Below are 22423 nucleotides of genomic sequence, written 5' to 3'. Positions count from 1 at the left end.
CGGTCCTGATATTCTTTACCTTGATTATGGTGGTTCCGTTTTTTCTGGGCATGTATTATTCCCTTACAGACTGGAATGGCGTTGCCCGGACCGTCAACTGGGTTGGCCTTGCGAATTTCAAAACGATTTTCTCCAACGACCCTGATTTTTGGAAGTCGTTCTCGTTTACCGTTCGGTTCACGGTGCTTGGCGTCATCCTGACCAACGTCGTCGGTTTTGCGCTGGCGTATCTTTTGACCCGGGCGCTCAAGCTGCGCAATCTGATGCGGACGATCTTCTTCATGCCCAACGTCATTGGCGGGTTGCTGCTCGGCTTCATCTTCCAGTTCATCTTCATCAAAGGCTTCGATACGATGTATGACATCACGGGGTGGTCGTTCTTCGGCTTGCCGTGGCTAGGGGACGCGACAACCGGCTTCTGGGGCATCACGATGGTCTTCATCTGGCATCAGGCCGGTTATCTGATGGTCATCTACATCGCTTCCCTGACCAACGTGCCGAGCGAGATACTGGAAGCGGCCGAGATCGATGGCGCGAGCCGCTGGCAGCTGCTGCGCAGCATCATCATCCCGCTGATCATGCCGGCTGTGACGATCTGTCTGTTCCTGGCGATCTCCTGGGCGTTCAAGATCTTCGACCTGAACCTCTCGCTGACCCGGGGCGGTCCGTTCAAATCGACGGAATCGGTGGCCATGAACATCTATAACGAAGCGTTCCAGAACAACCGGTACGGACTGGGTACGGCCAAAGCGATGCTGTTCTTTGTCATCGTAGCCTTCATTACGATCATCCAGGTTCGTCTGACGAAGAAGAGGGAGGTCGAGGCCTGATGAATTCCAAAGCCTATACCGGACGCACGCTGATTACCGAGATTATCATGGTACTGGTTGCGCTGCTGTTCCTCTCGCCGTTCTACTTTCTCTTCGTGAACTCCGTCAAGACGTTCGGCGAGATCATGACGAACTCGGCCACCTGGCCGGCTGTCTTCCAATGGGAGAACTTCAGCAGAGCCTGGTCGCTCACCAACTTTCCGTTAGTGTTCACCAACTCGCTCATTGTTACGATTGTCAGTGTCATTCTGGTGGCCTTGATCAGCGCGATGGGCGCGTACCGGATGGTGCGTCACAATACGCGGTTCAACCGGATCTTCTTCCTGATCCTGATCGCATCGATGGTCGTACCATTCCAGTCGATCATGATGCCGCTGCTGCGCGTAGTCAATGAGCTGGGACTGACCAATACCCGGACCGGTCTGGTGATGACCTATCTCGGACTGGGCGGACCGATGGCGCTCTTCCTCTTCCACGGCTTCGTGAAGTCGATCCCGCTGGAGATCGAAGAGGCGGCGACGGTGGATGGCTGCAACCGGGTCAGCGTGTTCTTCCGGATCGTGCTGCCGATGCTCAAGCCGATGCTGATGACCATCATCGTCCTGAACTGTCTCTGGGTCTGGAATGATTATCTGCTGCCGTCCCTGATCCTGCAGAGTCCGGCGCTGCGGACAATCCCGCTGGCGACCTTCTCCTTCTTCGGAGAATATTCCAAGCAATGGGATCTGGCGCTGCCGATGCTCGTCATGGGCATCGCGCCGATCATCATCTTCTTCCTGTTCCTGCAACGCTACATTGTCGAAGGAATCGCGGCAGGCTCGGTCAAAGGTTAATCCTTTGACCAGCCCTATCGCTTCCCAATATAAAGAACTATACTTTACTAAGTAGGGGGAAACAAAACATGAACAAAAAGTATACGGTTGTCGCATCATCTGTGCTGGCCATGTCTCTGATCCTCGGCGCTTGCGGCGGTGGCGGCAACAACGCAACTGACGGCAATACTGGCGGCGCGAATGGCGGCAACGCCGGCGGCGAGCAGAAGACAGTTACGCTGTTCCAATTCAAGACGGAAATCGTAGAAGGGCTTAACGAGCTGAAAGTCGAATTCGAAAAAGAATATCCGAACATCAAGCTGGATGTGCAGACAGTAGGCGGCGGTGCTGACTACGACGCAGCACTGAAAACCAAATTTGCTTCCGGCGATGCGCCTGATATTTTCTCCAATAACGGCTATGCCAAACTCGACCTGTGGGAAGAGCGCCTGGAAGATCTTTCCGACCAGCCTTGGGTAGCGGATCTGGTGCCATTGGCAGCAGAAGCGATCACGAAGGACGACAAAGTCTATGGCCTGCCGCTTAACCTCGAAGGCTTTGGCTATATCTACAATAAAGATATCTTCGAGCAAGTGGGCATCGAGTCACCGCCAATGACGTACTCCGAGCTGGAATCAGCTGCGCAGAAGATTCAAGAAGCGGGTATCACACCGTTTGCCAACGCTTATCAGGAATGGTGGCTGCTGGGCAGCCAAGGCATCAGCAATGCCTTCGCCAACCAGGACGATACCGATGCATTCATCGCAGGTCTCAATGACGGCAGCGAGTCCATCGCGGGCAACGAGCACTTCGCCAACTGGGCTAAGCTGATGGAGCTGACGCTGGAGTACGGCAACCGCAACCCGCTGACAACTGACTACAATACGGCTGTATCCATGTTTGCTAACGGAGAAGTCGCGATGACGCAGAACGGCAACTGGGCGCAATCGATGATCGACGGCATCACGCCGGACATGAACATCGGCTTCCTGCCGATGGCGCTGAGCGACGATGCCGAGCGCTCTGGCAAGGTTACTATCGGCGTACCGGTGAACCTGGTCGTCAACAATGAATCCGATGCCAAAGAAGAAGCGAAGATCTTCCTCAACTGGCTCGTTACTTCTGAAGTTGGGCAAGAGTACATCGTGAAGAAATTCATGTTCATCCCGCCGCTCACAACGATCGAGTCGACACCGGAGGACATGGGCGCCCTGGCGACTTCGCTGCAGGAGTACATCGACCGTGGCGAGATCTTCGCTCACAATGCCGGTAAATACCCGGACGGCGTAGCGCAGGAGTTCGGCAGCGCGATCCAGGAGTTCTTGGCCGGACGTGTTGACGTTCAGACGTGGAGCCAAAACATGCAAGCCGCTTGGGACAAATTGAAGTAATACCAAGTTATACTGAGTGTTATCCAGTGTTGTTTAGGTGTGGCGTGCGAGCCTCTGGTTCGTATGCTACACTTGGGATTAATAACGATACCTTACGGAACTGCTTCTGTGCTTGGCCCGGCTGGGCGAGGTGCAGAGGCAGTTTTGGCATGGAGCAACAGAAGGAGGTCAAGCATGAGCAAGCAGGCAGAGCAAGTGCAGATCGGTGTGGTCTATTATCCTGAACAATGGGACCGGTCGATGTGGGAGGGCGACTTCTGCCGGATGAGTGAGAGCGGCGTCAAGGTAGTCCGGATGGCGGAGTTCGCCTGGAGCCGCATGGAGCCGGCGCCCGGCATCTATGAGTGGGCGTGGCTCGACGAGGCCGTAGAGCTGTGCGCGCGCTATGGCTTGCAGGTTGTCCTCTGTACGCCCACTGCAACACCGCCGCGCTGGCTGACTGAGCAGCATCCCGATATCCTGCCGATCCGGGCTGACGGCAGTACATATCATGCAGGCGTGCGCGGTCACCGCTGCTACAGCAGCGCATCGATCCGCAGTTATGGACAGCGCATCACGGAGGTGCTGGCGCGACGCTATGCCGGTCACCCTGTCGTCATCGGCTGGCAGACGGACAATGAGTTCGGGATGAATGACTGTCACTGCGATGCGTGCAGCGACGCGTTCCGGGAGTGGGTGCGGGCAAAGTACGGCACGCTTGAAGCGGTGAACCGCGAATGGGGCACGGTCGTCTGGAGCGGGGAATACAGCGAATGGAGCCAGCTGACGACGCCTCATGGCGGCTCACGCTTCAACAACCCTTCCTATCTGCAGGATTTTGCAAGATTTCAATGGGACGCCATCGCCAAGTTTCAGCGGGAGCAAGTAGCGATTCTGCGTCGCGAGTGCCCTGGACACTTCATCACACATAACTTCCATACCTATCCGCAGCGGATGGACCAGTACCGGGTAGCCGAGGATCTCGATCTGGCCGCCTTCGACTATTATCCCAACACTGCGCCGGACAAGCAGTCGACCGGCCCATACAGCGGCGCGTTGTCGCTCGATGTGACCCGGGGGGTCAAGCGGCGCAACTTCTGGATTATGGAGCAGCTGAGCGGCCCGCCGGGGGCTTGGTTTGCTACATGGCGGGCGCCTTACCCGGGCTTTATCCGGGCGTTCGTCTGGCAAGCGATCGCCAAGGGGGCGGATACGGTCGTCCACTTCCGCTGGCGGTCGGCGGCGGTCGGCGCCGAGCAGTTCTGGCATGGCCTGATCGACCCGAGCAACGTGCCGGGCCGTCGCTTCGCCGAGTTCGAGCGGCTGTGCGGCGAGGTGAACCGTCTCTCGGAGCAGCTGCAAGGCACTGAGCCGAAGCATCAGGTGGCGATGCTGTTCTCTCACGAGCAGCTGGAGGCGCTGCGTATCCAGCATCAGGCCGAGGGCATGAGCTATTACGAGAACATCAAGGACTATCACCGCGCGCTCACCAAGCTGGGGATCGGCTGCGACGTCATCGAGTGGACGCAGCCGCTGGACGGCTACCGGATCGTCATCGCGCCGGGCTTCTTCCTGATGGACGAGCAGGTGGCGGCATCGCTGGAACAGTTCGCGAGAGCAGGCGGAACAGTGCTGGTGACGATGCGGGCAGGCGTCAAAGAGATGAACAACCAGCATGTGCAGATGCTGCTCCCGGGCAGACTGGCCGAGCTGACCGGCATCGTAGTGGAAGAGTATGATGCGATCGGCCATGACGTGCATACGATCGTCGATGAGGAAGGGCAGGCTTACAGCTGCTCGCAATGGTGCGATATTCTTCGTCTGGAGGGAGCGGAGGCGATCAGTCGGTACGCCGGCGACTTCTACGACGGGACGCCTGCTGTGACGGTGAATGCCTATGGCGAGGGCCTCGCCTATTATGCAGCTACGCATCCGGATGAAGCTTACTTGCGGTCACTGCTGCTGCGGATCGCGGGCGAGCAAGGCATAGCCAGCTATCCCGATCTGCCGGAGGGCGTACAGGTGGCGGAGCGTACCGGCGAGGGCGGGACGTATCTGTTCGTCATGAACCTGTGCCGCGAGCCGCGCGAGGTGAGACTGCCTGCTGAATATACGAGCGTATTGTACGGTGAACGGCGGGAAGCTGTGTTGCAGCTGGAACCGTACGGGGTGGACATTGTGAAGGTAGAGGGATCGTAATCGGACGGGTGGTCGTGTTGGGGACTGTATACCTTATAAGGGACACAGTCCTTTTTTTGTGGTTCGGATAGTGCTGTGGTTTGGATAGTGCGGTAGAGTGTGAAAAGGTCGAGATTGTGCTATCAATTAATAAGTAGAAGGGAATCACTGGAGAAAGGCGAATATATATTCGTGCATCTATGCGAAGTCAGAGCGCCAGAACGAACTTTATGTACGTTACGAGGAGGAGATTAATTTGGAGATGAAGATGGGCATAATTCCGAACGAGCCTACGCAAAAGGCTGCGCTGGAGAATCGGGTCGCCGGCGTATTCGTCCACGTCAGCGACCTGCGGCGATCAGCGGAGTGGTACAGCCGGCTGCTTGGTCTGCCGGTTCTGGAGGAGCGGTTGAATGGCGGTCCGGTATACTGGCTGGAGCTACCCGGCACACACCTGATCCTGGACAATGACAGTCACAACCGGCAGCAGCCGGACTGGCAGGAGTGGCAGCAGCCGAGATTGATGCTCCCGGCGCGCGGCATCGAACAGGCCGTTCTTCAGCTGCAGGATGCCGGAGCCGAGCTCATTGGCGGGGTGGAAGATCACGGGTCGATGGCTTACTGCAATTTCCGCGACCCGGAAGGCAATGTGCTGATGGCTTGTTGGACGGGTCAACCAAGTGAAGATATGGCGGATGCCAGCGGCGGTCCAATCCGGCCCCGGATCGGCGGTGTATTCCTGGACGTCCGGGACTTGCCAGCGGCAGCACGCTGGTACTGCGGACTGTTCGGATTGCAGCTGACAGAGCCTCCGGCGGGGGAGACGATCTACAGCGTGCCGGTGAGCCGCGGCGCCTCGCTGCTGCTGGACAGCAACCGGCATGTTAACCAAGAGTCGTTCACAGAGCTGTTCTATCTGGAGACGGACGACTTTGAAGCAGCGCTAGCATACGCACGGGAGCTGGGTTGCGAATTGGCAGACGGGCCCAACTTCTTTGACGATTTGTCCGAGTTCGCGCTGCTCGATCCGGACGGCAACCGGATCGTCATCGCCCAGATGAAGGGATGATCCGGGTCAGGACGTCTTCATCGCCAGACCTTCGCGGACCAGCTCCTCAAGCGGCGTAGGCTCGCCGATCAGCTGCTCGAGGTCCAGGCCTGTGCGGGAAGATCCGCCGGAGGCGATGTGCTCATTGATGCCTGAGAGCATCCCGGCCACATCTTCCGGCAGGCCAGCCCGGACGAGCAGGGCCTGATTCTCCTCGTAGGAGATGGGCTCGTAGGCGACAGGCTTGCCGGCTGCGCTCGAGAGGGCTTCCGCCAGCTCGCGGCAGGTCCAGGCCCGGCTGAGCACCAGCTCGTAGGTTTTGTTCTCATGGCCTTCCCCGGTCAGCACCGCCGCTCCTGCACGGGCGAGATCATAGCGGCTCGGCGAGTGGATGGGGCCCTCCCCTGTATTGGACTTGAGTGTGCCGTATTGGGCTGCCGCCTGCAGTGAGCGCGGATCCAGGAAGATATCGGCGTAGAGCGGGTTGCGCAGGAAGGTATGAGGGATACCGGTCGAACGGAGGATGCCTTCCGTCAGCAGATGGGTCGCCGCCAGCGGCAGCTTAGAGTCCTCGGCGAAAGCATAGCCGTAATAGACGATATGGGGGACGCTCGCCTCCCTGGCGGCCATGGCGACATGCGTATGCTGCAGTAGCCGCAGCGTCTCGTCATGCGCATCCGGACTGGGGATGAACAACAGCTTGTCTGCGCCTGCAAATGCAGTTTGCAGCACAAACCGATCGTTATAGTCCCCATAACGCAGCTCCAGTCCGAGCTCTGCAAGGTGGGCGGCTTTCTCCGGGCTGCGCACGATGGCTACGATCTCCTCGGCAGGCACGCCTTGCTTCAGCAGATGTCCGATGACTTTGCTCCCCAACTGGCCGGTAGCGCCGGTGATGATGATTGACATGTTCCTCATCCTTTCATTAGAGAATCATTCCCTTACTACCATAACCCATCTCGGGTTAAGCATACAAGGCGAGTACCGCGCTCGAAGTCCAAGGCACTCACGGGCAGTCCGAAGGGGGTTGAGCCGCTTGACAGGGGTGTAACCGTTGGTTATATTGTAACCGACGGTTACGAAGCTAGGCCGAAGGAGAGGATGGCTGACGATGAATAAGCAGGAGCAGCGCTCGGAGGATACCAAGCAGAGCATCATCCGGGCGGCGGGGGCATTGTTTGACGAGAAGGGCTACGATGCGGTGACGATGCGGCAGATCGCCAAGACGGCGGGCTGCTCGCATACGACCATCTATATTTACTTTCAGGACAAGGAAGCGCTGCTGCAGGCCCTTACTCTGCCGGCTTTGCTGGAGATAAAGTCGAGGGTACAGACGGTCTTGCAGGACGTCCTTCTGTCGGCGACAGAGGCAGTGGATCGGATCAGTATGGAGATGATCCGGTTCTGCCTTTCGCACAGGACAATGTACACGGTGTTCTTCATGGTGAAGGCGGGGCGAGTCGATGAGCAAGAGCCGGCGTCTGCGCTGAACAAGCTGCGCAATGAGCTGTTCGCTCTGCTCTCGGAAGGGCTGAAGCGGTGCTTCGCCGAACCGCCGAGCGGGGAGCGGCTGCTCGCATACAGTCGGATCTATTACTATATGCTCCAGGGGATCGTCGGCACGTATGCCTATTCGGAAGAATCGACGGAGTCGATCATGGACCGCTTGGCTCCCACCTTCGCCGAGGCGACGGAGGTGGTGCTGGCCGGACTGCTGGCGCGCAGCAGCGGGGAGGGAGTCTCATGAAGGCAGAACAGATCTCCGAGCATATCTGGCGCCTGCGCACGTGGGTGTTCATCCCGATCACGGTCTGGGTCGTCGTGGAGCAGCAGGGTGTCGTCCTGATCGATACTGGGATGGCATCGATGGCCAAAGATATCCTGAAGCAGATCCAGGAGCTCAAGAAGGGGCCGCTCCGGCGAATCCTGCTCACCCATGGCCATTCGGACCATGCAGGCGGACTTCGGCGTATTCTTGATTTTTCATCCGTCCCGGTATACGCGCACAAGCGCGAGCTTCGCTATCTGGAGGGCATCCAGCCGTACCCCCGCCGCAGTAAAGCCCAGCAGATGATCGCGCCGGGCATCGTCCAGACGCTGCCGATGGGCGGGATCGGCGAAGAGGGCTCGCTCGGCAGCCTGAGCATGCATTGGACGCCGGGTCATGCACCCGGCCATGTCGCTTACTTCCACGAAGAGGACAGCGTACTGCTGGCCGGGGATCTGTTCACCTCGCGGAGAGGGCAGCTGCGCCGTCCGATGCCGATGTTCACCGCAGACATGGCGGAGGCGGTCGAGAGCGGTGAGGTTGTCAGGCACCTCCGGCCCCGCCGGCTGGAGATCTGCCACGGGGATGAGGTGCTGGATCCGGCCGAGCAGATCGATCAGTATCTAAGCCGCTACGGGGAGAACTGAACTCGCGGACAGCAGGCGCATGGGTTATACTTTGAACAACAAGTGCAATCTACAGGGAGAAAGGACGGGCGGCCAGTATGCGTGCAGAAGATATCCCACGGGAGAAGATTGTCTATGACAAGCAATACCCGATCTACATCGGCGATACCGCTGGCATCTCCAAGCCCTATCAGAAGCTGCATTGGCATGATGCCCTGGAGATCAATCTGATCAAGTCCGGCCAGGGCTACTACAATATCAACGGACGGGTCTATGAGTTCCGCGAGGGCGATATCCTGCTGATCAACTCCAATGATCTGCACTGCGCTTATGAGACAGAGGCTTTGCTGATGCAGGTCATTACCTTCGACTTGTCCTGGCTGCTCGGGATGATGCGCTCCGATCCGCAGATTCTGGCGCCGTTCAAGGAGATGGGGATCCATTTTACGAACCTGCTGGACCGAAGTCATCCCGGTATGGAGCAGCTGCGTTCGCTGCTGGCGCGGATGCAATCGGAGAACAATAACCGCAGTGAATGCTACCGGGTGATGGTGCTTTCCCATCTGGTGGAGTTCCTGGTCTATGTGAACCGGCATTTCCGGCTGCCGCGTGTCGAGGAAGCGTGCGCTTCGCTGGGGTCGGCCCAGCTGCTCAAGATCCGCAAGGTGATCAGCGCGATGGAAGAGGATTGCGCCTCTCCCTGGACGCTGGAGGAACTCGCTGCGCTTGCCTTTCTCAGTCCTTCCCGGTTCAGCGACATCTTCCGTCAGGCCGTGGACATGCCGCCGCTCAGCTACCTGATTGTGCTGCGCATCGAGCGGGCACTGGGGCTGCTGGATACGACGACGATGAAGATCTCCGAGGTGGCGCTGGAGTGCGGGTTCACGAGTCTCTCCAACTTCAACCGCCTGTTCAAGAAGCATCTCGGCGTGACGCCGATGGACTATCGGACGCGGCAGACATAGGGGGGGCATAATGAAATACAACGCCAAAGATATGCTCAACTCCTTCATTCGTGTAGGTAAGACTAAATCAAAAGCTCTTAAATCTAGTTTTACTGAGCGATTCTGCGATACGGAGTCGGAGTATCGATAACGAACTTAAGAATGCTATGGTGCTTTCACATAATCATTTTCATTACTATTCTCAAGAAGTGAGTTTGTATGGCAACCCACGGAAATAGGCTGGCTTTCTTTTCTTATGAAACAAGCTACATAATAATAGGGAATATGATGAATATGAGGCTGTCTGCAAGAGGTAGTGAACCTTGCGGACAGCCTCTTTGTGTGCGTCCCACGGGGTATCATGTACGTAAGAAGAAGCGAATTTAGCTCTAAATTAATGTTAGATATTATTACATAAGTGAAAAATGAAAGGGTTTTATATTTTCGCCAATGTAAAGAAAACATGAAAAACAGTAAGATTGTGTCAGTAATCACTTGGATTCGCGTAGAAAACGCCCAATTTTAGAGTGTAGAATGGAATAAACGCTCACATAAATTCAATGGAATTTCACAAGAGAGAGTCACGACAAAGGGGGATTTATATGCGCACCAAAGGCGGAGGATGGCTGCGGCTGATCCGGCAATGGGATGTTCAATTGATGGTCGTGCCGGCGCTGCTCTTTATCCTGGTCTTCCATTACATTCCGATGTACGGGGTGTTGATGTCCTTTCAGGACTACAGTCTGTTCCGCGGCTTCAGCGGCAGTCCGTGGGTGGGGTTCAAGCATTTCCAGATGTTCTTCGAGTCTCCGGAATTCTGGACGATCATGCGCAACACCCTGGTCATCAGCCTGCTCAAGCTCATCGTCGGCTTCCCGGCGCCGATCATCCTGGCCTTGATGCTCAACGAAGTGAAGCACCGGGCATTCAAGCGGCTCATCCAGACGATCAGCTATCTGCCGCATTTCCTATCCTGGGTCATCGTCTCGGGCTTCGTCATCTCGATGCTGTCCACGGACAACGGCAGTCTCAACATCCTGCTGCAGCAGCTGAATCTGATCGATCAGCCGGTCAACTTCCTGTCGATCCCCGAGTACTTCTGGGCGATCCTCGTCGGCACCGGGCTGTGGAAGGAGATCGGCTTCTCCTCGATCGTCTACCTCGCCGCCATCGCAGGGGTCAATCCCCAGCTGTACGAGGCAGCCGAGATGGACGGCGCGAGCCGGCTGCGGCAGATGTTCTCGATCACGATCCCGTGCATCATGCCGGTCATCATCATCTTCTCGATCCTGGCCATCGGCAATCTGCTCAATGCCGGCTTCGAAGACATCCTGCTGCTGGGGGCCAATCCTGTGCTGAGAGATGTCAGCGACGTCATCGATACGTACGTCTACCGGATCGGAATCCAGAATGCCAGATATTCTTACGCGACGGCAGCTGGCCTGTTCAAGGCCGTGATCAGCGTGGGGCTCTTGGCAGCAGCCAACTACGCCGCGCGCCGGTCAGGCAACAGCTTATGGTAGACATGAAGGGAGGCGGGGCGCGGGTGAGGGTTGGGGCAGGTGACCGGGCGCTTGTAGTCACGATCTATGTCGTGTTGGGAGTACTGGGGTTTACGGCGTTATATCCATTCTGGAACGCGGCGGTAATCTCGTTTAACAGCGGCAGGGATACCGCCCTCGGCGGCATCACCTTCTGGCCGCGGCAGTTCACCCTGGAGAACTATGCGGTCGTCTTCCGGGACGAGCGGCTCATGAACGGCTTCATGATCTCGGTCCTGCGGACGGCGATCGGCACGCTGCTGTCGATCATGGCGACGGCTATCTTCGCTTACGGGATGACCAAGCGCGAGCTGATGGGGCGCAAATATTACATGATCATCTGTATCGTCACGATGTACTTCAGCGGCGGTCTGATCCCGACCTATCTGCTCATCCGCGAGCTGCAGCTGCTGGATACGTTCTGGGTCATGGTCATCCCCGGTCTGATCAGCGTGTGGAATATGATCATCTTCCGGACATTCTTCCAGGGCATCCCCGGCGGGCTGGAGGAGTCGGCGCGGATCGATGGCTGCTCCAACTGGGGCGTGCTCATGCGCATCGTCCTGCCGCTGTCGGGGCCGGTCGTGGCGACGCTCTCGCTGTTCACGGCAGTCTTTCACTGGAACGACTGGTTCGCACCCAGTATCTATATTACCAACGTCGATCTGCTGCCGATCCAGACCAAGCTGCAGCAGATTCTGAACTCCAATATTATGAGCGAGCAGATGTCCCAGCTGGACTCGGCTGCTCAGGGGCGGCTGAGTCAGATGCGCTCCGTTACGAGCAAGTCGCTGTCGATGGCGACGATGATGGTGGCGACCGTGCCGATCCTGTGCGTCTATCCGTTCGTGCAGAAGTATTTTGTCAAGGGCGTGCTGATCGGTTCCCTGAAGGAATAGGGGCGGCTGCACAAGGGAAATCGGGTATGGAGCGCCTGGCGCTTGGACCATAGCATGGCAATCATGAAGGGAGTGGTAAGGAATGAAGACACGCAGCTTGGCGGGGAAATGGTGGATGACGGTACTGATGGTGCCCATCCTGCTGGCCGGTTGTTCGGACAACAGCGGCGGCGCTCCGGCGGAGGGGGCGCAGGACGGCAATAACGGAGAGAGAGAGGTCTCGGCCGTATATGAGCTGGGACAGGAGCCGCTCGAATTCTCCTTCTATGGACACTATGACTGGTACACCATGCCGACCTGGGGCGGCGACCTGTCGACCAAATGGATCCAGGACAACATGAAGGTCAATGTGACGCCGGTCAGCTCGGGCGGCAATGCGAGCCAGAAGCTCAGCACGATGATCGTCTCGTCGTCGCTGCCGGATGTCATCTGGATGGAGCGGGGGCCGGATGTGGAGAAGCTGCGCGCCGAGGGCATGCTCGTGGCCTTCGACGACTACCTGGACAAATATCCGAACCTGAAGGAGTGGGCCGGCGACTCGACACTGGACATGCTGCGCTCCCCCGACGGCAAGCTGTATCAGTTCCCGAACTGGTATACGACGCAGCCCAACGGCAACGCGGGCTACCTGGTCAACAAAAAAATCTATGAAGAGCTCGGTCAGCCGCCGCTGGAGACGACTGACGACCTGTATGAGTATCTCAAGCTGGTCAAAGCAAGCTATCCGAACGTCGTCCCTCTCGAGGTCGGACAGAGCGGTGCGGGGCTGGATATCCTGAGTACGGCGTTCGGAGAAGACCGTCCTTATATCTTCAATACGATGATGGCCGTGCCTGATGGCGACGAGTTCACCTCGATCTTCACCGATCCGGTCTACCGCGAGGCGATGCAGTACAACAGCAAGCTGTACCGTGAAGGCCTGATCACGCAGGATGCGTTCACGCAGAAGCTGGAGCAGGTAGAGCAGAAGGTGCTCAATGGGCAAGTGGCCGTCTATGTCGCCTCCTCGCCGACCGAGTTCGGCGCCATGGGTCACTCGCTCCTGAGTGCGGAGGATCCGGACGCCGGCTACATCATGGTCTGGCCGATCCACAAGCAGGGGCTCGACAAGGACCGGATCTATCCGGGCGACTACAAGCAGCTGGGCTGGAACGTCAGCGTTATTACCAAGTCTGCGGACAATCCGGAAGCCGTCTTCGCCTTCCTGGACTGGCTGACCGGTCCTGAGGGACAGCGCATTATTTTCTGGGGTCCGGAAGGGATCTATTGGGAGGGCACCGACGAAGAGGGCGCGCCGCTGTTCACGGAAGCCTTCACATCCGATCACAAGGGACGCGACGAGCTGATGAATGCCACAGTCAACTTCCAGTGGAACGGCAACACGGTCTACATCGACAACTCCAAGATGAAGTTCGAGTCGACGCTGCCGCCGGAGGACCGGAGCTGGGAGACTTATTGGCAGTCGGAGATTACCTGGAAGACGCAATTCAACACGACTGAGTACGTCAATCTGGATCCTGCCGGCGATTCCAATGAGGGGATCATCTCCCAGAATGTCTTCGAGATCTATGAGAAGGCACGGGCGCAGGCAATACTCAACGCCAAGAGCGACGAGGAGGTCATTGCGATCCTCGACAAAGCGGAGGAAGATGCGCAGAAGGCCAACTATGCGCAGCTGCTGGCTTATAAAACCGAGCGTTGGCAGGAGAACAAGAGCAAGCTTGAGTAGCAGGGTAATGGACGCGGGTGTGCTGGCGGCCAGAGCAGTGGGCCCGGGCTCGCACACCCGGATGACAAGCCTTCCCCGGCGGGGCCGGTGGGGGCTTGTTTTTTTATCACGCCTACCATGTTAGAGCAATCGTCACAAATCGTAAGATTGTGTCAGTTTTCGCGTGGATTCGCGTAGAGCGAAGAGGCCCGGAGGATGTAGAATGACATTGCGTCGGTAAGAGAGCTGTAGTTCGAGTGCTTCGTGGTCAAAAGCGGGCTTTTCGAACAAGCTCTGATAGTACATTTAACTAGCATGGGACGTGATAGAGCGTGACAACTTATTATATGGGCGTAGATGGCGGGGGCAGCAAGACGCTGGCCTATGTCGCGGACGAAACAGGACTGATAGTGGGCATGGGCGCGGCTGGCTGCGGCAATCACCAGCTCGGTCCCGAGCAGGCGCGCGTCAACATCGACGCCGCTGCGCGGGGAGCGCTGCAGACGGCAGGCTTGACGCATGAGGATATCGCCTATGCGCTCTTCGGGCTGGCCGGGGCGGACCGCGAGGCCGACTACCGGATCCTGCGGCCGATGGTCGCATCGCTGGGCTTCGAGCGGCATGGCGTCGTATGCGACACCGATATCGGCCTGCGCGCCGGGACCCGGCAGCCGGACGGGGTCGTGCTGATCTGCGGCAGCGGCACGAACAGCTTCGGCGTCAACCGGGCTGGCGAAGGGTACCAGTGCGGCGGCTTTGGCTACATGTACGGCGACTTTGGGGGCGGCAGCGATCTGGCGATTGAGGTATTCCGCTCCGTTATCCGCGCTTGGGAAGGAAGGGAGCAACCGACGCTGCTGACCGCACCGACGCTGCGGATCCTCGGGTATCCATCGGTGGAGGAGATGTATCACGCCTATCTCGACCACGGCAGGCGGGTGCCTCGCAATCTGGCGCAGGCACTCTTCGAGGTCGAAGCCGAGGATGTGGCAGCCCAGCGGATCCTCCGCCGGCAGGCGAGCGAGCTGGCTTTGGCCGCAGGAGCGGTGATTCGCAAGTTGAACATGGCCGAGGATGCGTTCGACGTGGTGCTGGTAGGCAGCATCCTCACCCGGGGGCGCAGCCCGGTATTGCAGGGGCAGTTGGAGCAGGATCTGGCAGGGCACGCGCCGCGGGCCAAGCTGAAGGTGCTGCATATGGAGCCGGCGGCAGGGGCGTTGCTCATGGCCATGGAACGCGCGGGCGTGTTTGTAGAGACGGGGGTCTATGAGCAACTGGAGCGTCAACTAACAATTAAGGAGGCGACAACGTTATGACACAACCTTTGAAAATCGTCGTCATCGGGGGCGGCTCATCCTATACCCCGGAATTAATTGAAGGCTTAATCAGTCATTATGATAGCTTCCCGGTAGGGCAGCTGGTTCTGGTCGATATCGAGGCGGGACGGGAAAAGCTGGAGACGGTCGGCAAGCTTGCGCAGCGTATGGTCGCGGCGTCCGGGCTGCCGATGTCCGTGGAGCTTACGATGGACCGACGGGGGGCGCTGCCCGGGGCGGACTTCGTGACGACACAGATGCGCGTCGGTCTCTTGGAGGCGCGCGGCTGGGACGAATCGATCCCTCTGAAGTACGGGATGATCGGCCAGGAGACGACCGGAGCAGGCGGCATGCTGAAGGCGCTCCGGACGATCCCGGTGTTGCTGGAGCTATGCCGGGAGATGGAGGAGCTGTGCCCGGAGGCGTGGCTGCTCAACTTTACCAACCCTGCTGGCATGGTGACCGAAGCGATCCAGAAGCACTCGAAGATCCGTTCCGTCGGTCTGTGCAACTCGCCGATCGCGGCTTACAAGTGGCTGTCCAAGTTGTATGAGGTGCCGGAGTCCAGCATCCATTGCGAGTTTGTCGGTCTGAACCATCTGCACTGGATCAGCGACATCCGCGTCGAAGGCGAGTCCAAGCTGCCGGAGCTGCTGGACAACCGCGGCGGTTACTCTGCCGCCAATGTGCCGCAGTTCGCCTGGAATGGGACGCTGCTGCAGGGCCTCGGAGCGATCCCATCCTACTATCTTAAGTACTTCTACCTGCACCGGGAGACGCTGGAAGAGCAGCAGGCCGCTCTGGCCAAGGGCGAGTCCCGTGCACAGACGGTACAGCGGCTGGAGGATGAGCTGTTCGAGCTCTACAAGGATCCGAATCTGAAGGAGAAGCCCAAACAGCTCGAGCAGCGGGGCGGGGCTTTCTACTCGGAGGCGGCGGTGCGTCTGATGCACTCGCTGTACAACGACACCGGCGATATCCAGACGCTCAATGTTGCCAACAACGGCATGTTGGACTTCCTGCCGGACGATGCGAGCATCGAGGTCAATTGCAAGGTTACGTCGCAGGGGCCGATCCCGCAGCGGCCGGCTGTGGTGCCGGAAGCGGTGAAGGGGTTGATCCGCCAGGTCAAGACCTATGAATCGCTGGCCATCGAGGCCGCGGTCACCGGCGACCGCCAGAAGGCGCTGCTGGCGCTGGCGCACCATCCGCTGACGCACTCTGTCGGCGCGGCTGAGCAGATGCTGGATGAGATGCTGGAGCGCAGCAAGGCGTACCTGCCGCAGTTTTTCGCTGCTGCGCAGGCTTGATTGGTCTGTTTTGTGAGTCTTCCCTTGGCCTTTGGGCTGGGGAAGGCTTATTTTTGTTGGGTTAGCATTCACAGCCCCGCGAACCCCGGAACCGCGCCCCCAGCAGTTATGAAAATACTGGTATCTTTATAGTTTACAAGTCTCACAAGCCCGCATACAATTAATAGGAGGAATTGGCGGAACATGGATGAGCTATGGTGACGCTAATCATGGCCGCACGATTCTGAAGAGAGAATATATAGCCCATAGGGCGGGGAGCGAAACTCAGTTGATGAAACAGTGGAAGCAAGTAACGGCCATCATCCTGATGATGGTCATGCTGGTGCCATATATGGCCCATGCGCAAGAACCGGCGGCAGCCGGCGGATTCACAGATATCAGAGGGCATTGGGCAGAAGAAACGATCTTGAAATGGGCCGGGTTCGGCCTGGTCAAAGGCCAGTCGGCTGACCGGTTCAACCCCAATGCGTCGATCACGCGGGCCGAATTGGCGGCGCTGATCAACAATGTGACGGAAGTTGAGGGCGAGGCTGCAATCAGCTTTACGGATGTCGCCCCGGGCACATGGTATTACATAGAGGTATCCAAGGCTGTGGAGGCCGGCTACATGCAAGGCTATGCGGACGGAACCTTCAAGCCGACAGCCCCGATCACCCGCCAGGAGCTGGCGGTGCTCATCACCCGTTTACTGGGGATGGACGAGCAGGAGCCGGACGCTTCGTATGCGGATGTGGCCAATGCCCCGGCGTGGAGCAAGGGCGCGATCGGCGCGGTGATCCAGGCGGGCATCATGAGCGGGACGGCTCCGGGACGCTTCGCTCCGCTGGCTTCTACGACTCGCGCAGAGGCGGTCGTAACGTTGGATCGGATAGCGGAAATGGGGAACTATGTTCCGGGACTCCCGCCACTCACCGTGACGTATGACGAAGCGGGAACGTATGGCGGGACGGAGCAGGAAACGGTAGAAGGCGCAGTTATCATCAGTGCTGCGGATGTCGTCCTGCAGAACACGACGATTGCGGGTGACCTGACGATCACAGCGAGCGTAGGCGAAGGCGATGTCACGTTGCAAGGCGTCGTCGTGCAAGGCCGTACCCTGATCCAGGGCGGCGGCGAGAACAGCATCCGCTTCAAGGACAGCACGCTTGGTCAAGTGGAGGTCAACAAGGCGGGCGGCAAGATCCGCGTCGTCTTCGACGGGACGTCCAAGGCTGATCGGGTACGCCTGCAATCGCCGGCGAAGGTGGAGGCAGCTGAAGGCAGCGGAGTCGGTGAGGTCGAACTGGGCGAGCAGCTGCCATCCGGCAGTGAGATCGCGCTGGACGGCTCCTTTGCGCGTATCGTTGTGAGCTCGGAAGGGTCGAACATCACCGCGGACAACGGCACGATCGGTACATTCCAGGTGAACAAGCAGGCCAAGGGCAGCAAGGTGTCGCTGGGCAAGAACAGTAAGGTGACGCAGCTGACGCTGGACTCGGGCACGTCTGTCACGGGCGACGGAACGGTGGACAAGGCGTCGATTAACGCCGAGGGCACCACGCTGGCGAAGAAGCCTGGTGAGGTTGCAGTGGCCGACGGCATCCAAGCAAGCGTAGGCGGCTCGACGGTAAGCGGCAAGGGCACGACTGCACCTCCAGCAGCAGGCGGCGGGGCAATCGGTGGCGGAGGCGGAGGCTTCCCTAACCCGGGCAATCCGGGAGGTGAACCGGGCACTCCAGGCCCGGAGTATAACGTGACAGCACAGATCTCGGATGTGCAGGGCAAGCGACTCGTTGGCGAACATTACTTTCTTTACTATAGTGAAGAAGATCAGTATATGCACCATGGTTATAGTAAGGATGGAGTTATCAAGCTTAATCTCCCTGAAGGAACATATTGGCTTATTAGTACCTTTACTTCAAATGGTGATTCTATAACAGCGCCGCTATGGTTTCATCACAAGTTCACTGTTTCTGGCCAAAATTCAAAGAGTTATACTTTCCAAGCCAAGGCGCACAATGTAGATGGTATACTCCGGAAATCAGATAACATTAATGAAGCCGATGCGGCTGTAGTTATTACAGAAGAGGGTAGGAATCTCTCGTTCGTTGTGCCTGTGACAGAGGAGGCATTTGGATTATATCTGCCCGATGGGAAGTACTCCGTTACTGAGTATAGTGATCTGAAGAATAAAATGCGATTTCATCAGTCGTTTGCGGTGCAAAACGGTGAAGCCAGTGTGACATTGAACATTCCTTCCTATGCGACGGGTACCGTGAAAGACAAAGCAGGCAATAAATTAAGTGAGGGAACAATTAGTTTATCAACCATGAATAACACATTCACGGGTTATGTACGGGATGGACAAATGCAAGTTAGAGCCAGTAACGGATGGTATCCACATTTAGATATCCAATATCCCGTGGGAGACAAAGGGTACATCCTGCATGAACACCAGCAAAATGTCATTATAAGAAACGGAAAGCTTCAGGAAGAGCTTATTATCCGGGGATATAATTTGAAGGGAACAATTGAAATAGAAGGGATGCAGGCGTCTGATGTGTCACTTTTGTCGCTTTCGTCAACAGAGCTCATGCGAAGTGTGCCTATACATCAAGGCGAGTTCTATGCACAATTGCCGCCAGGCACCTATGAGATTACAGGTTATTATGACCAAAGAGGTGTGAGCCGTACCTTTTCAAAAAGTGTGGTGATTGACCTGGAGGATAAGGTTTTTGAGCTCGATTTAAAGCTCAAACCAACCGATTTTAAGCAGCCAAATGTCAAAGGTAGCATTAGACATGCAGACGGAGCAATTGTTGAGGAGGACGTGCTAAGGATTGTACAGTTCATTGAACCGTATCATGTGGGCATACATGCCTATATTAAAAACGGACGTTTTGACGTTTATTTGGAACCGGGTAGATATAGTGTGGAAGATTGGGATGGCCAGGTTATACGTTACTTTACGATAGGGACAGAGCCAGAGTCAACATTAGATGTAGTTATCCACCCGCCGAACGTAAGGGGTAAAGTGTTTGAGTATGGTGGCGAACCGATATATTCAGGGGGCATTACCCTCCTTTCAGAAGATCAATTAACGTACAATGCGCGCATCAAGAATAGTAAAATTGAACTTTATTTACCCGATGGAACCTATCAGTTATCCTGGGTCTACAGCGGATCTAGAAGTATACTGGCTGAGGGAGAATTGATCGTAAAGAATGGAGTTGCAACCGTTAACCCGCTGCAGCAATGGACGATGCCGAAACCGGAGGATCCCGGTCCAGAGCCAAACGTAACCGTACAGATTTACGAAAATGATGAGCTGCTGTATGGACATTATTACATCTCCATTATTTCCGAGACAACTGGCGGGTCGTATACCGGGCTTGCAATCGATGGACTGATGTCGACCTATCTGCCGGCAGGGAATTACATTGTCCGCAGCGCCAGGAACTACTTCGACGATGAAGTGAAGTGGCTTGCAGCCGAAATATCCGTCCGTGCAGAAGGCGACACAAATCTAGACATTCATATCCCTAGTGCCAATGTAACGGGAGTAGTAGAGGGTATGGAAGAACTCGAGGGCAATTACGAATTAGGCTTTCAAAGCGACGACTTAGCGATGCTATCTTTTATTCCGCTAAAAGGACGGGATTTCAGCGTCTACTTACCAAACGGCACCTATAGTATAGTGCTAAAAAACAAGCAATCCCACGATATCGTGTATTTGGGTACCACGGAGATATCCGGTGAGACAACAGTGGCTGTAACAGTGCCGAGTGCCGCTAGTGGGAATGTGGTATACCAAGGGCAAGAACTGAAGCAGGGCACGCTCTACTACACCACCGCATCTAATCAAACGTTCCATGTTCCCATCCGCGATGGTGAGTTTGAACTTAGAGTACCGGATGGAGAATATAGTCGCATAGAGATTCGTTATGATATACCAATGGCTGATGGCGATTCATTCGCCCTATGGGAGAGTTTCGGAAGTTTGTCTGTTGAGGGTGGAGAGTTTAGCCGTGATCTCCGCTTTACCCTAAAGGGTTTCAATGTCATCGGAACGATCGAACGGGAACAAGGTGACTCCTCCGCCCAAGCTTATGTCCAGGCTAGATCGCTGGATTGGCCGATGAGTGGTGATAATAAAAACTTGCAAGTCATAAATGGACAGTTATACGGTTACTTGCAACCAGGCAGATACGTACTGACGGAGTACTATGTTTATAACACGGGTGAGCGAAGAGAACTTAATCTTCGGTTTGATGTCCTGGACGGAGAGACGACTGAACTGAAGATTCCAGTAAAAGCATCCAATGTGTTCGGCGAACTCCTGCAAGCGGATGGAACGCCAGTGACGCGCGGTTCGCTGCAGATTAGCACCCATCAATCTCCTGAATATCGTATATATAACGCGACCATTGATAATGGTGAATTCGACCTGTACCTTCCAGACGGAGCTTACTTGATTCAAAGCTACATCTCATATGAACCAAGCAGGATGGTGGAGTTGGTCCGGCTTTTTCATGTCATCGATGGGAAAACGGAGTTTTTGAATCTGGCCGATTACGAGCATAATTTCTCTGGGACGATAGAGTCTGCAGAAGTTGGTAATCTCTTACTAATAAATAATGAGAGTATAACCTATCGTGTAACGGTTCGGGATGGAGCGTACAGTATCCATCTTCCGGATGGGACATACAATGTGTTGAGCGCCTATCTGGACGACAAAGTGATTTATATTGGGCAGCAGATAACTGTACTGGACGGAGAAGTTATCACAAATCCATTGGATGCCTTTAGAATTCCATCGTCTACACGTTTATTTATTGATGACAAGGGGAACCAAGCCTACTATCGTCTCTCATTAATTGTAAGAAGTGAACCAGTCGTGATCGGTCATATCGATGTAGTACCGGGTCTGAATGAGAGGTTTTTTGCAGAAGGATCAGGCTCCTACACCATCACAGGCTATGCCAAAGACTATATCAATGTATATCCTCTGGATGTAACACTCCATATTCCTGAAACTGAGACAGTTACCATTGTGCTCCAGGACTGATAAGCCATTAACCACCTCAAGCAGGTGGTTTTTTTTCTGACCAGGCAGTAGACTGAAATCATAAGCAAGCCGCCTGCCATAAGCCTAAGCCAAGAAGGGAGCCGCCCAAATGATCTACCGCATCTACCAGCCCCGATTACCCCGTGTCCGCTCCTGCGTAGAACTGATTTGGTATATCTCCCAGGACGCAAGCGAGGTGGCAAAGGTGGCGCCACGTATGATACCGGACGGGCACTATCATCTGGTCATTGATCTTGGCGATCCTCACAGCTATACAGACAGCAAGGGCCGGGTGGTACGGGCCAGGCGCACCCATATCAACGCCCATCAGGCGGGTTATGTGGATATCGCAAGGTCCGGCCGGGTCGAGATGATGGGTGTGATGTTCCGTCCGCTTGGCTTCGCGGTACTGGTGCAGCAGCCGGTGGACGTCATTGCGGGCGGATGGTCGGGATGACGCCATCAGATTATGTGCGGCAGAGGAACCTGTTGTCGGATTTGTACAATACTAGCGAGAGTGCGGGGGTTACACTGGAAACGAACATATAATAGATAGGAGAGACGAAGATGGCAAAACATATCGGACATATTACGTTGCTGGTGCGAGACTACGATGAGGCAATTGCGTTCTATACGGAGAAGGCGGGATTCGAGCTGCTGGCGGACAATGCATTTGGCGGCGGCATGCGCTGGGTAGCGGTCGCCCCGTCCAAAGACAGTCAGGCGGCCATCGTCTTCGTCAAGGCGGATACACCGGAGAAGGAGGCCCGCGTGGGCAGCCAGGTGGCGGATCATGTCAACCTGGTCATCGAGACGGACGATTGCAGACGCGACTATGAGCAGATGAAAGCCAAAGGCGTTGTTTTCTATGGCGAGCCGAGCGAGGTGCCTTGGGGTGTTGAAGTCGTGTTCGAGGACCTTTATGGAAATCGGCTCGATTTGCTGCAGCATAACGGTTTCTAACGATTTTGCAATTAGGAGAAAAGTCCGGGACTGCCTAAGGAGGCAGTCCTATTTTTTGTGTTT

17 protein-coding genes are annotated in these 22423 nt (G+C 56.3%); 16 read left to right on the top strand and 1 reads right to left on the bottom strand.

Annotation, left to right across the window (positions count from 1 at the left end; all coding sequences use genetic code 11):
• Positions 1-26 precede the first annotated feature (26 nt).
• The 5 genes from ABC336_RS13495 to ABC336_RS13475 all read left to right on the top strand — a co-directional run bounded on the left by ABC336_RS13495 (position 27) and on the right by ABC336_RS13475 (position 6259).
• Entirely contained in the window at positions 27-830 is an 804-nt protein-coding gene (locus tag ABC336_RS13495; protein WP_413242511.1) for a carbohydrate ABC transporter permease, read from the top strand.
• Complete coding sequence (locus ABC336_RS13490) at positions 830-1663, top strand: carbohydrate ABC transporter permease (RefSeq protein ID WP_413239131.1); 834 nt, start codon at positions 830-832, stop codon at positions 1661-1663. The genes ABC336_RS13495 and ABC336_RS13490 overlap by 1 nt, the downstream gene beginning before the upstream one ends.
• Before the next feature lie 68 nt (positions 1664-1731).
• Positions 1732-3033 (top strand): ABC transporter substrate-binding protein, encoded by a 1302-nt coding sequence (locus ABC336_RS13485; RefSeq protein WP_413239130.1) that lies wholly within the window; start codon positions 1732-1734, stop codon positions 3031-3033.
• A 174-nt stretch (positions 3034-3207) separates the two neighbouring features.
• The gene (locus ABC336_RS13480) at positions 3208-5211 is read left to right on the top strand and encodes a beta-galactosidase (protein WP_413239129.1); all 2004 of its coding nucleotides are present in this window, start codon (positions 3208-3210) and stop codon (positions 5209-5211) included.
• A 241-nt stretch (positions 5212-5452) separates the two neighbouring features.
• Positions 5453-6259 carry a VOC family protein gene (locus tag ABC336_RS13475; RefSeq protein WP_413239128.1) on the top strand — a complete coding sequence of 269 codons (807 nt, stop codon included), beginning with the start codon at positions 5453-5455 and terminating at the stop codon, positions 6257-6259.
• 6 nt (positions 6260-6265) lie between these two features.
• Here the strand turns inward: ABC336_RS13475 and ABC336_RS13470 are convergent, their stop codons facing one another.
• Complete coding sequence (locus ABC336_RS13470) at positions 6266-7147, bottom strand: SDR family oxidoreductase (protein ID WP_413239127.1); 882 nt, start codon at positions 7145-7147, stop codon at positions 6266-6268.
• A gap of 202 nt (positions 7148-7349) precedes the next feature.
• Between ABC336_RS13470 and ABC336_RS13465 the strand changes: the two genes are divergently transcribed.
• From ABC336_RS13465 to ABC336_RS13415, 11 genes are all read left to right on the top strand, one after another.
• The gene (locus tag ABC336_RS13465) at positions 7350-7985 is read left to right on the top strand and encodes a TetR/AcrR family transcriptional regulator (RefSeq protein ID WP_413239126.1); all 636 of its coding nucleotides are present in this window, start codon (positions 7350-7352) and stop codon (positions 7983-7985) included.
• Positions 7982-8653 carry an MBL fold metallo-hydrolase gene (locus ABC336_RS13460; RefSeq protein ID WP_413239125.1) on the top strand — a complete coding sequence of 224 codons (672 nt, stop codon included), beginning with the start codon at positions 7982-7984 and terminating at the stop codon, positions 8651-8653. The genes ABC336_RS13465 and ABC336_RS13460 overlap by 4 nt, the downstream gene beginning before the upstream one ends.
• A 77-nt stretch (positions 8654-8730) precedes the next feature.
• The gene (locus tag ABC336_RS13455) at positions 8731-9597 is read left to right on the top strand and encodes an AraC family transcriptional regulator (protein WP_413239124.1); all 867 of its coding nucleotides are present in this window, start codon (positions 8731-8733) and stop codon (positions 9595-9597) included.
• 581 nt (positions 9598-10178) lie between these two features.
• Entirely contained in the window at positions 10179-11099 is a 921-nt protein-coding gene (locus ABC336_RS13450; protein ID WP_413239123.1) for an ABC transporter permease, read from the top strand.
• 23 nt (positions 11100-11122) lie between these two features.
• Positions 11123-12016: a carbohydrate ABC transporter permease gene (locus tag ABC336_RS13445; protein ID WP_413239122.1), complete on the top strand. Its 894-nt coding sequence runs from the start codon at positions 11123-11125 to the stop codon at positions 12014-12016.
• 82 nt (positions 12017-12098) lie between these two features.
• Positions 12099-13745, top strand: coding sequence for an extracellular solute-binding protein (locus ABC336_RS13440; protein WP_413239121.1), 1647 nt, complete (start codon positions 12099-12101; stop codon positions 13743-13745).
• Positions 13746-14056: 311 nt separating this feature from the next.
• Entirely contained in the window at positions 14057-15040 is a 984-nt protein-coding gene (locus tag ABC336_RS13435) for an N-acetylglucosamine kinase (RefSeq protein ID WP_413239120.1), read from the top strand.
• Entirely contained in the window at positions 15037-16350 is a 1314-nt protein-coding gene (locus ABC336_RS13430) for a 6-phospho-beta-glucosidase (RefSeq protein ID WP_413239119.1), read from the top strand. The genes ABC336_RS13435 and ABC336_RS13430 overlap by 4 nt, the downstream gene beginning before the upstream one ends.
• Positions 16351-16621: 271 nt before the next feature.
• Positions 16622-21397, top strand: coding sequence for an S-layer homology domain-containing protein (locus tag ABC336_RS13425; RefSeq protein WP_413242510.1), 4776 nt, complete (start codon positions 16622-16624; stop codon positions 21395-21397).
• Positions 21398-21506: 109 nt separating this feature from the next.
• The gene (locus ABC336_RS13420) at positions 21507-21854 is read left to right on the top strand and encodes a DUF6597 domain-containing transcriptional factor (RefSeq protein ID WP_413239118.1); all 348 of its coding nucleotides are present in this window, start codon (positions 21507-21509) and stop codon (positions 21852-21854) included.
• Positions 21855-21964: 110 nt separating this feature from the next.
• Positions 21965-22360, top strand: a complete 396-nt coding sequence (locus ABC336_RS13415) for a VOC family protein (protein ID WP_413239117.1) — start codon at positions 21965-21967, stop codon at positions 22358-22360.
• Positions 22361-22423: the final 63 nt, after the last annotated feature.

Source organism: Paenibacillus jepli (assembly GCF_047238105.1).
Classification (GTDB): domain Bacteria; phylum Bacillota; class Bacilli; order Paenibacillales; family Paenibacillaceae; genus Paenibacillus_D.
The sequence above is the reverse complement of the archived record's forward strand: the minus strand, read 5'-3'. Positions and strand labels throughout refer to the sequence as shown.

What these genes read in the sequence shown, in the direction of transcription:
- ABC336_RS13495 (WP_413242511.1), top strand. Translation starts at nt 27, where the DNA reads ATGGTGGTTCCGTTTTTTCTGGGCATGTATTATTCCCTTACAGACTGG.
- ABC336_RS13490 (WP_413239131.1), top strand. Translation starts at nt 830, where the DNA reads ATGAATTCCAAAGCCTATACCGGACGCACGCTGATTACCGAGATTATC.
- ABC336_RS13485 (WP_413239130.1), top strand. Translation starts at nt 1,732, where the DNA reads ATGAACAAAAAGTATACGGTTGTCGCATCATCTGTGCTGGCCATGTCT.
- ABC336_RS13480 (WP_413239129.1), top strand. Translation starts at nt 3,208, where the DNA reads ATGAGCAAGCAGGCAGAGCAAGTGCAGATCGGTGTGGTCTATTATCCT.
- ABC336_RS13475 (WP_413239128.1), top strand. Translation starts at nt 5,453, where the DNA reads ATGAAGATGGGCATAATTCCGAACGAGCCTACGCAAAAGGCTGCGCTG.
- ABC336_RS13470 (WP_413239127.1), bottom strand. Translation starts at nt 7,147, where the DNA reads ATGTCAATCATCATCACCGGCGCTACCGGCCAGTTGGGGAGCAAAGTC.
- ABC336_RS13465 (WP_413239126.1), top strand. Translation starts at nt 7,350, where the DNA reads ATGAATAAGCAGGAGCAGCGCTCGGAGGATACCAAGCAGAGCATCATC.
- ABC336_RS13460 (WP_413239125.1), top strand. Translation starts at nt 7,982, where the DNA reads ATGAAGGCAGAACAGATCTCCGAGCATATCTGGCGCCTGCGCACGTGG.
- ABC336_RS13455 (WP_413239124.1), top strand. Translation starts at nt 8,731, where the DNA reads ATGCGTGCAGAAGATATCCCACGGGAGAAGATTGTCTATGACAAGCAA.
- ABC336_RS13450 (WP_413239123.1), top strand. Translation starts at nt 10,179, where the DNA reads ATGCGCACCAAAGGCGGAGGATGGCTGCGGCTGATCCGGCAATGGGAT.
- ABC336_RS13440 (WP_413239121.1), top strand. Translation starts at nt 12,099, where the DNA reads ATGAAGACACGCAGCTTGGCGGGGAAATGGTGGATGACGGTACTGATG.
- ABC336_RS13430 (WP_413239119.1), top strand. Translation starts at nt 15,037, where the DNA reads ATGACACAACCTTTGAAAATCGTCGTCATCGGGGGCGGCTCATCCTAT.
- ABC336_RS13425 (WP_413242510.1), top strand. Translation starts at nt 16,622, where the DNA reads ATGAAACAGTGGAAGCAAGTAACGGCCATCATCCTGATGATGGTCATG.
- ABC336_RS13420 (WP_413239118.1), top strand. Translation starts at nt 21,507, where the DNA reads ATGATCTACCGCATCTACCAGCCCCGATTACCCCGTGTCCGCTCCTGC.
- ABC336_RS13415 (WP_413239117.1), top strand. Translation starts at nt 21,965, where the DNA reads ATGGCAAAACATATCGGACATATTACGTTGCTGGTGCGAGACTACGAT.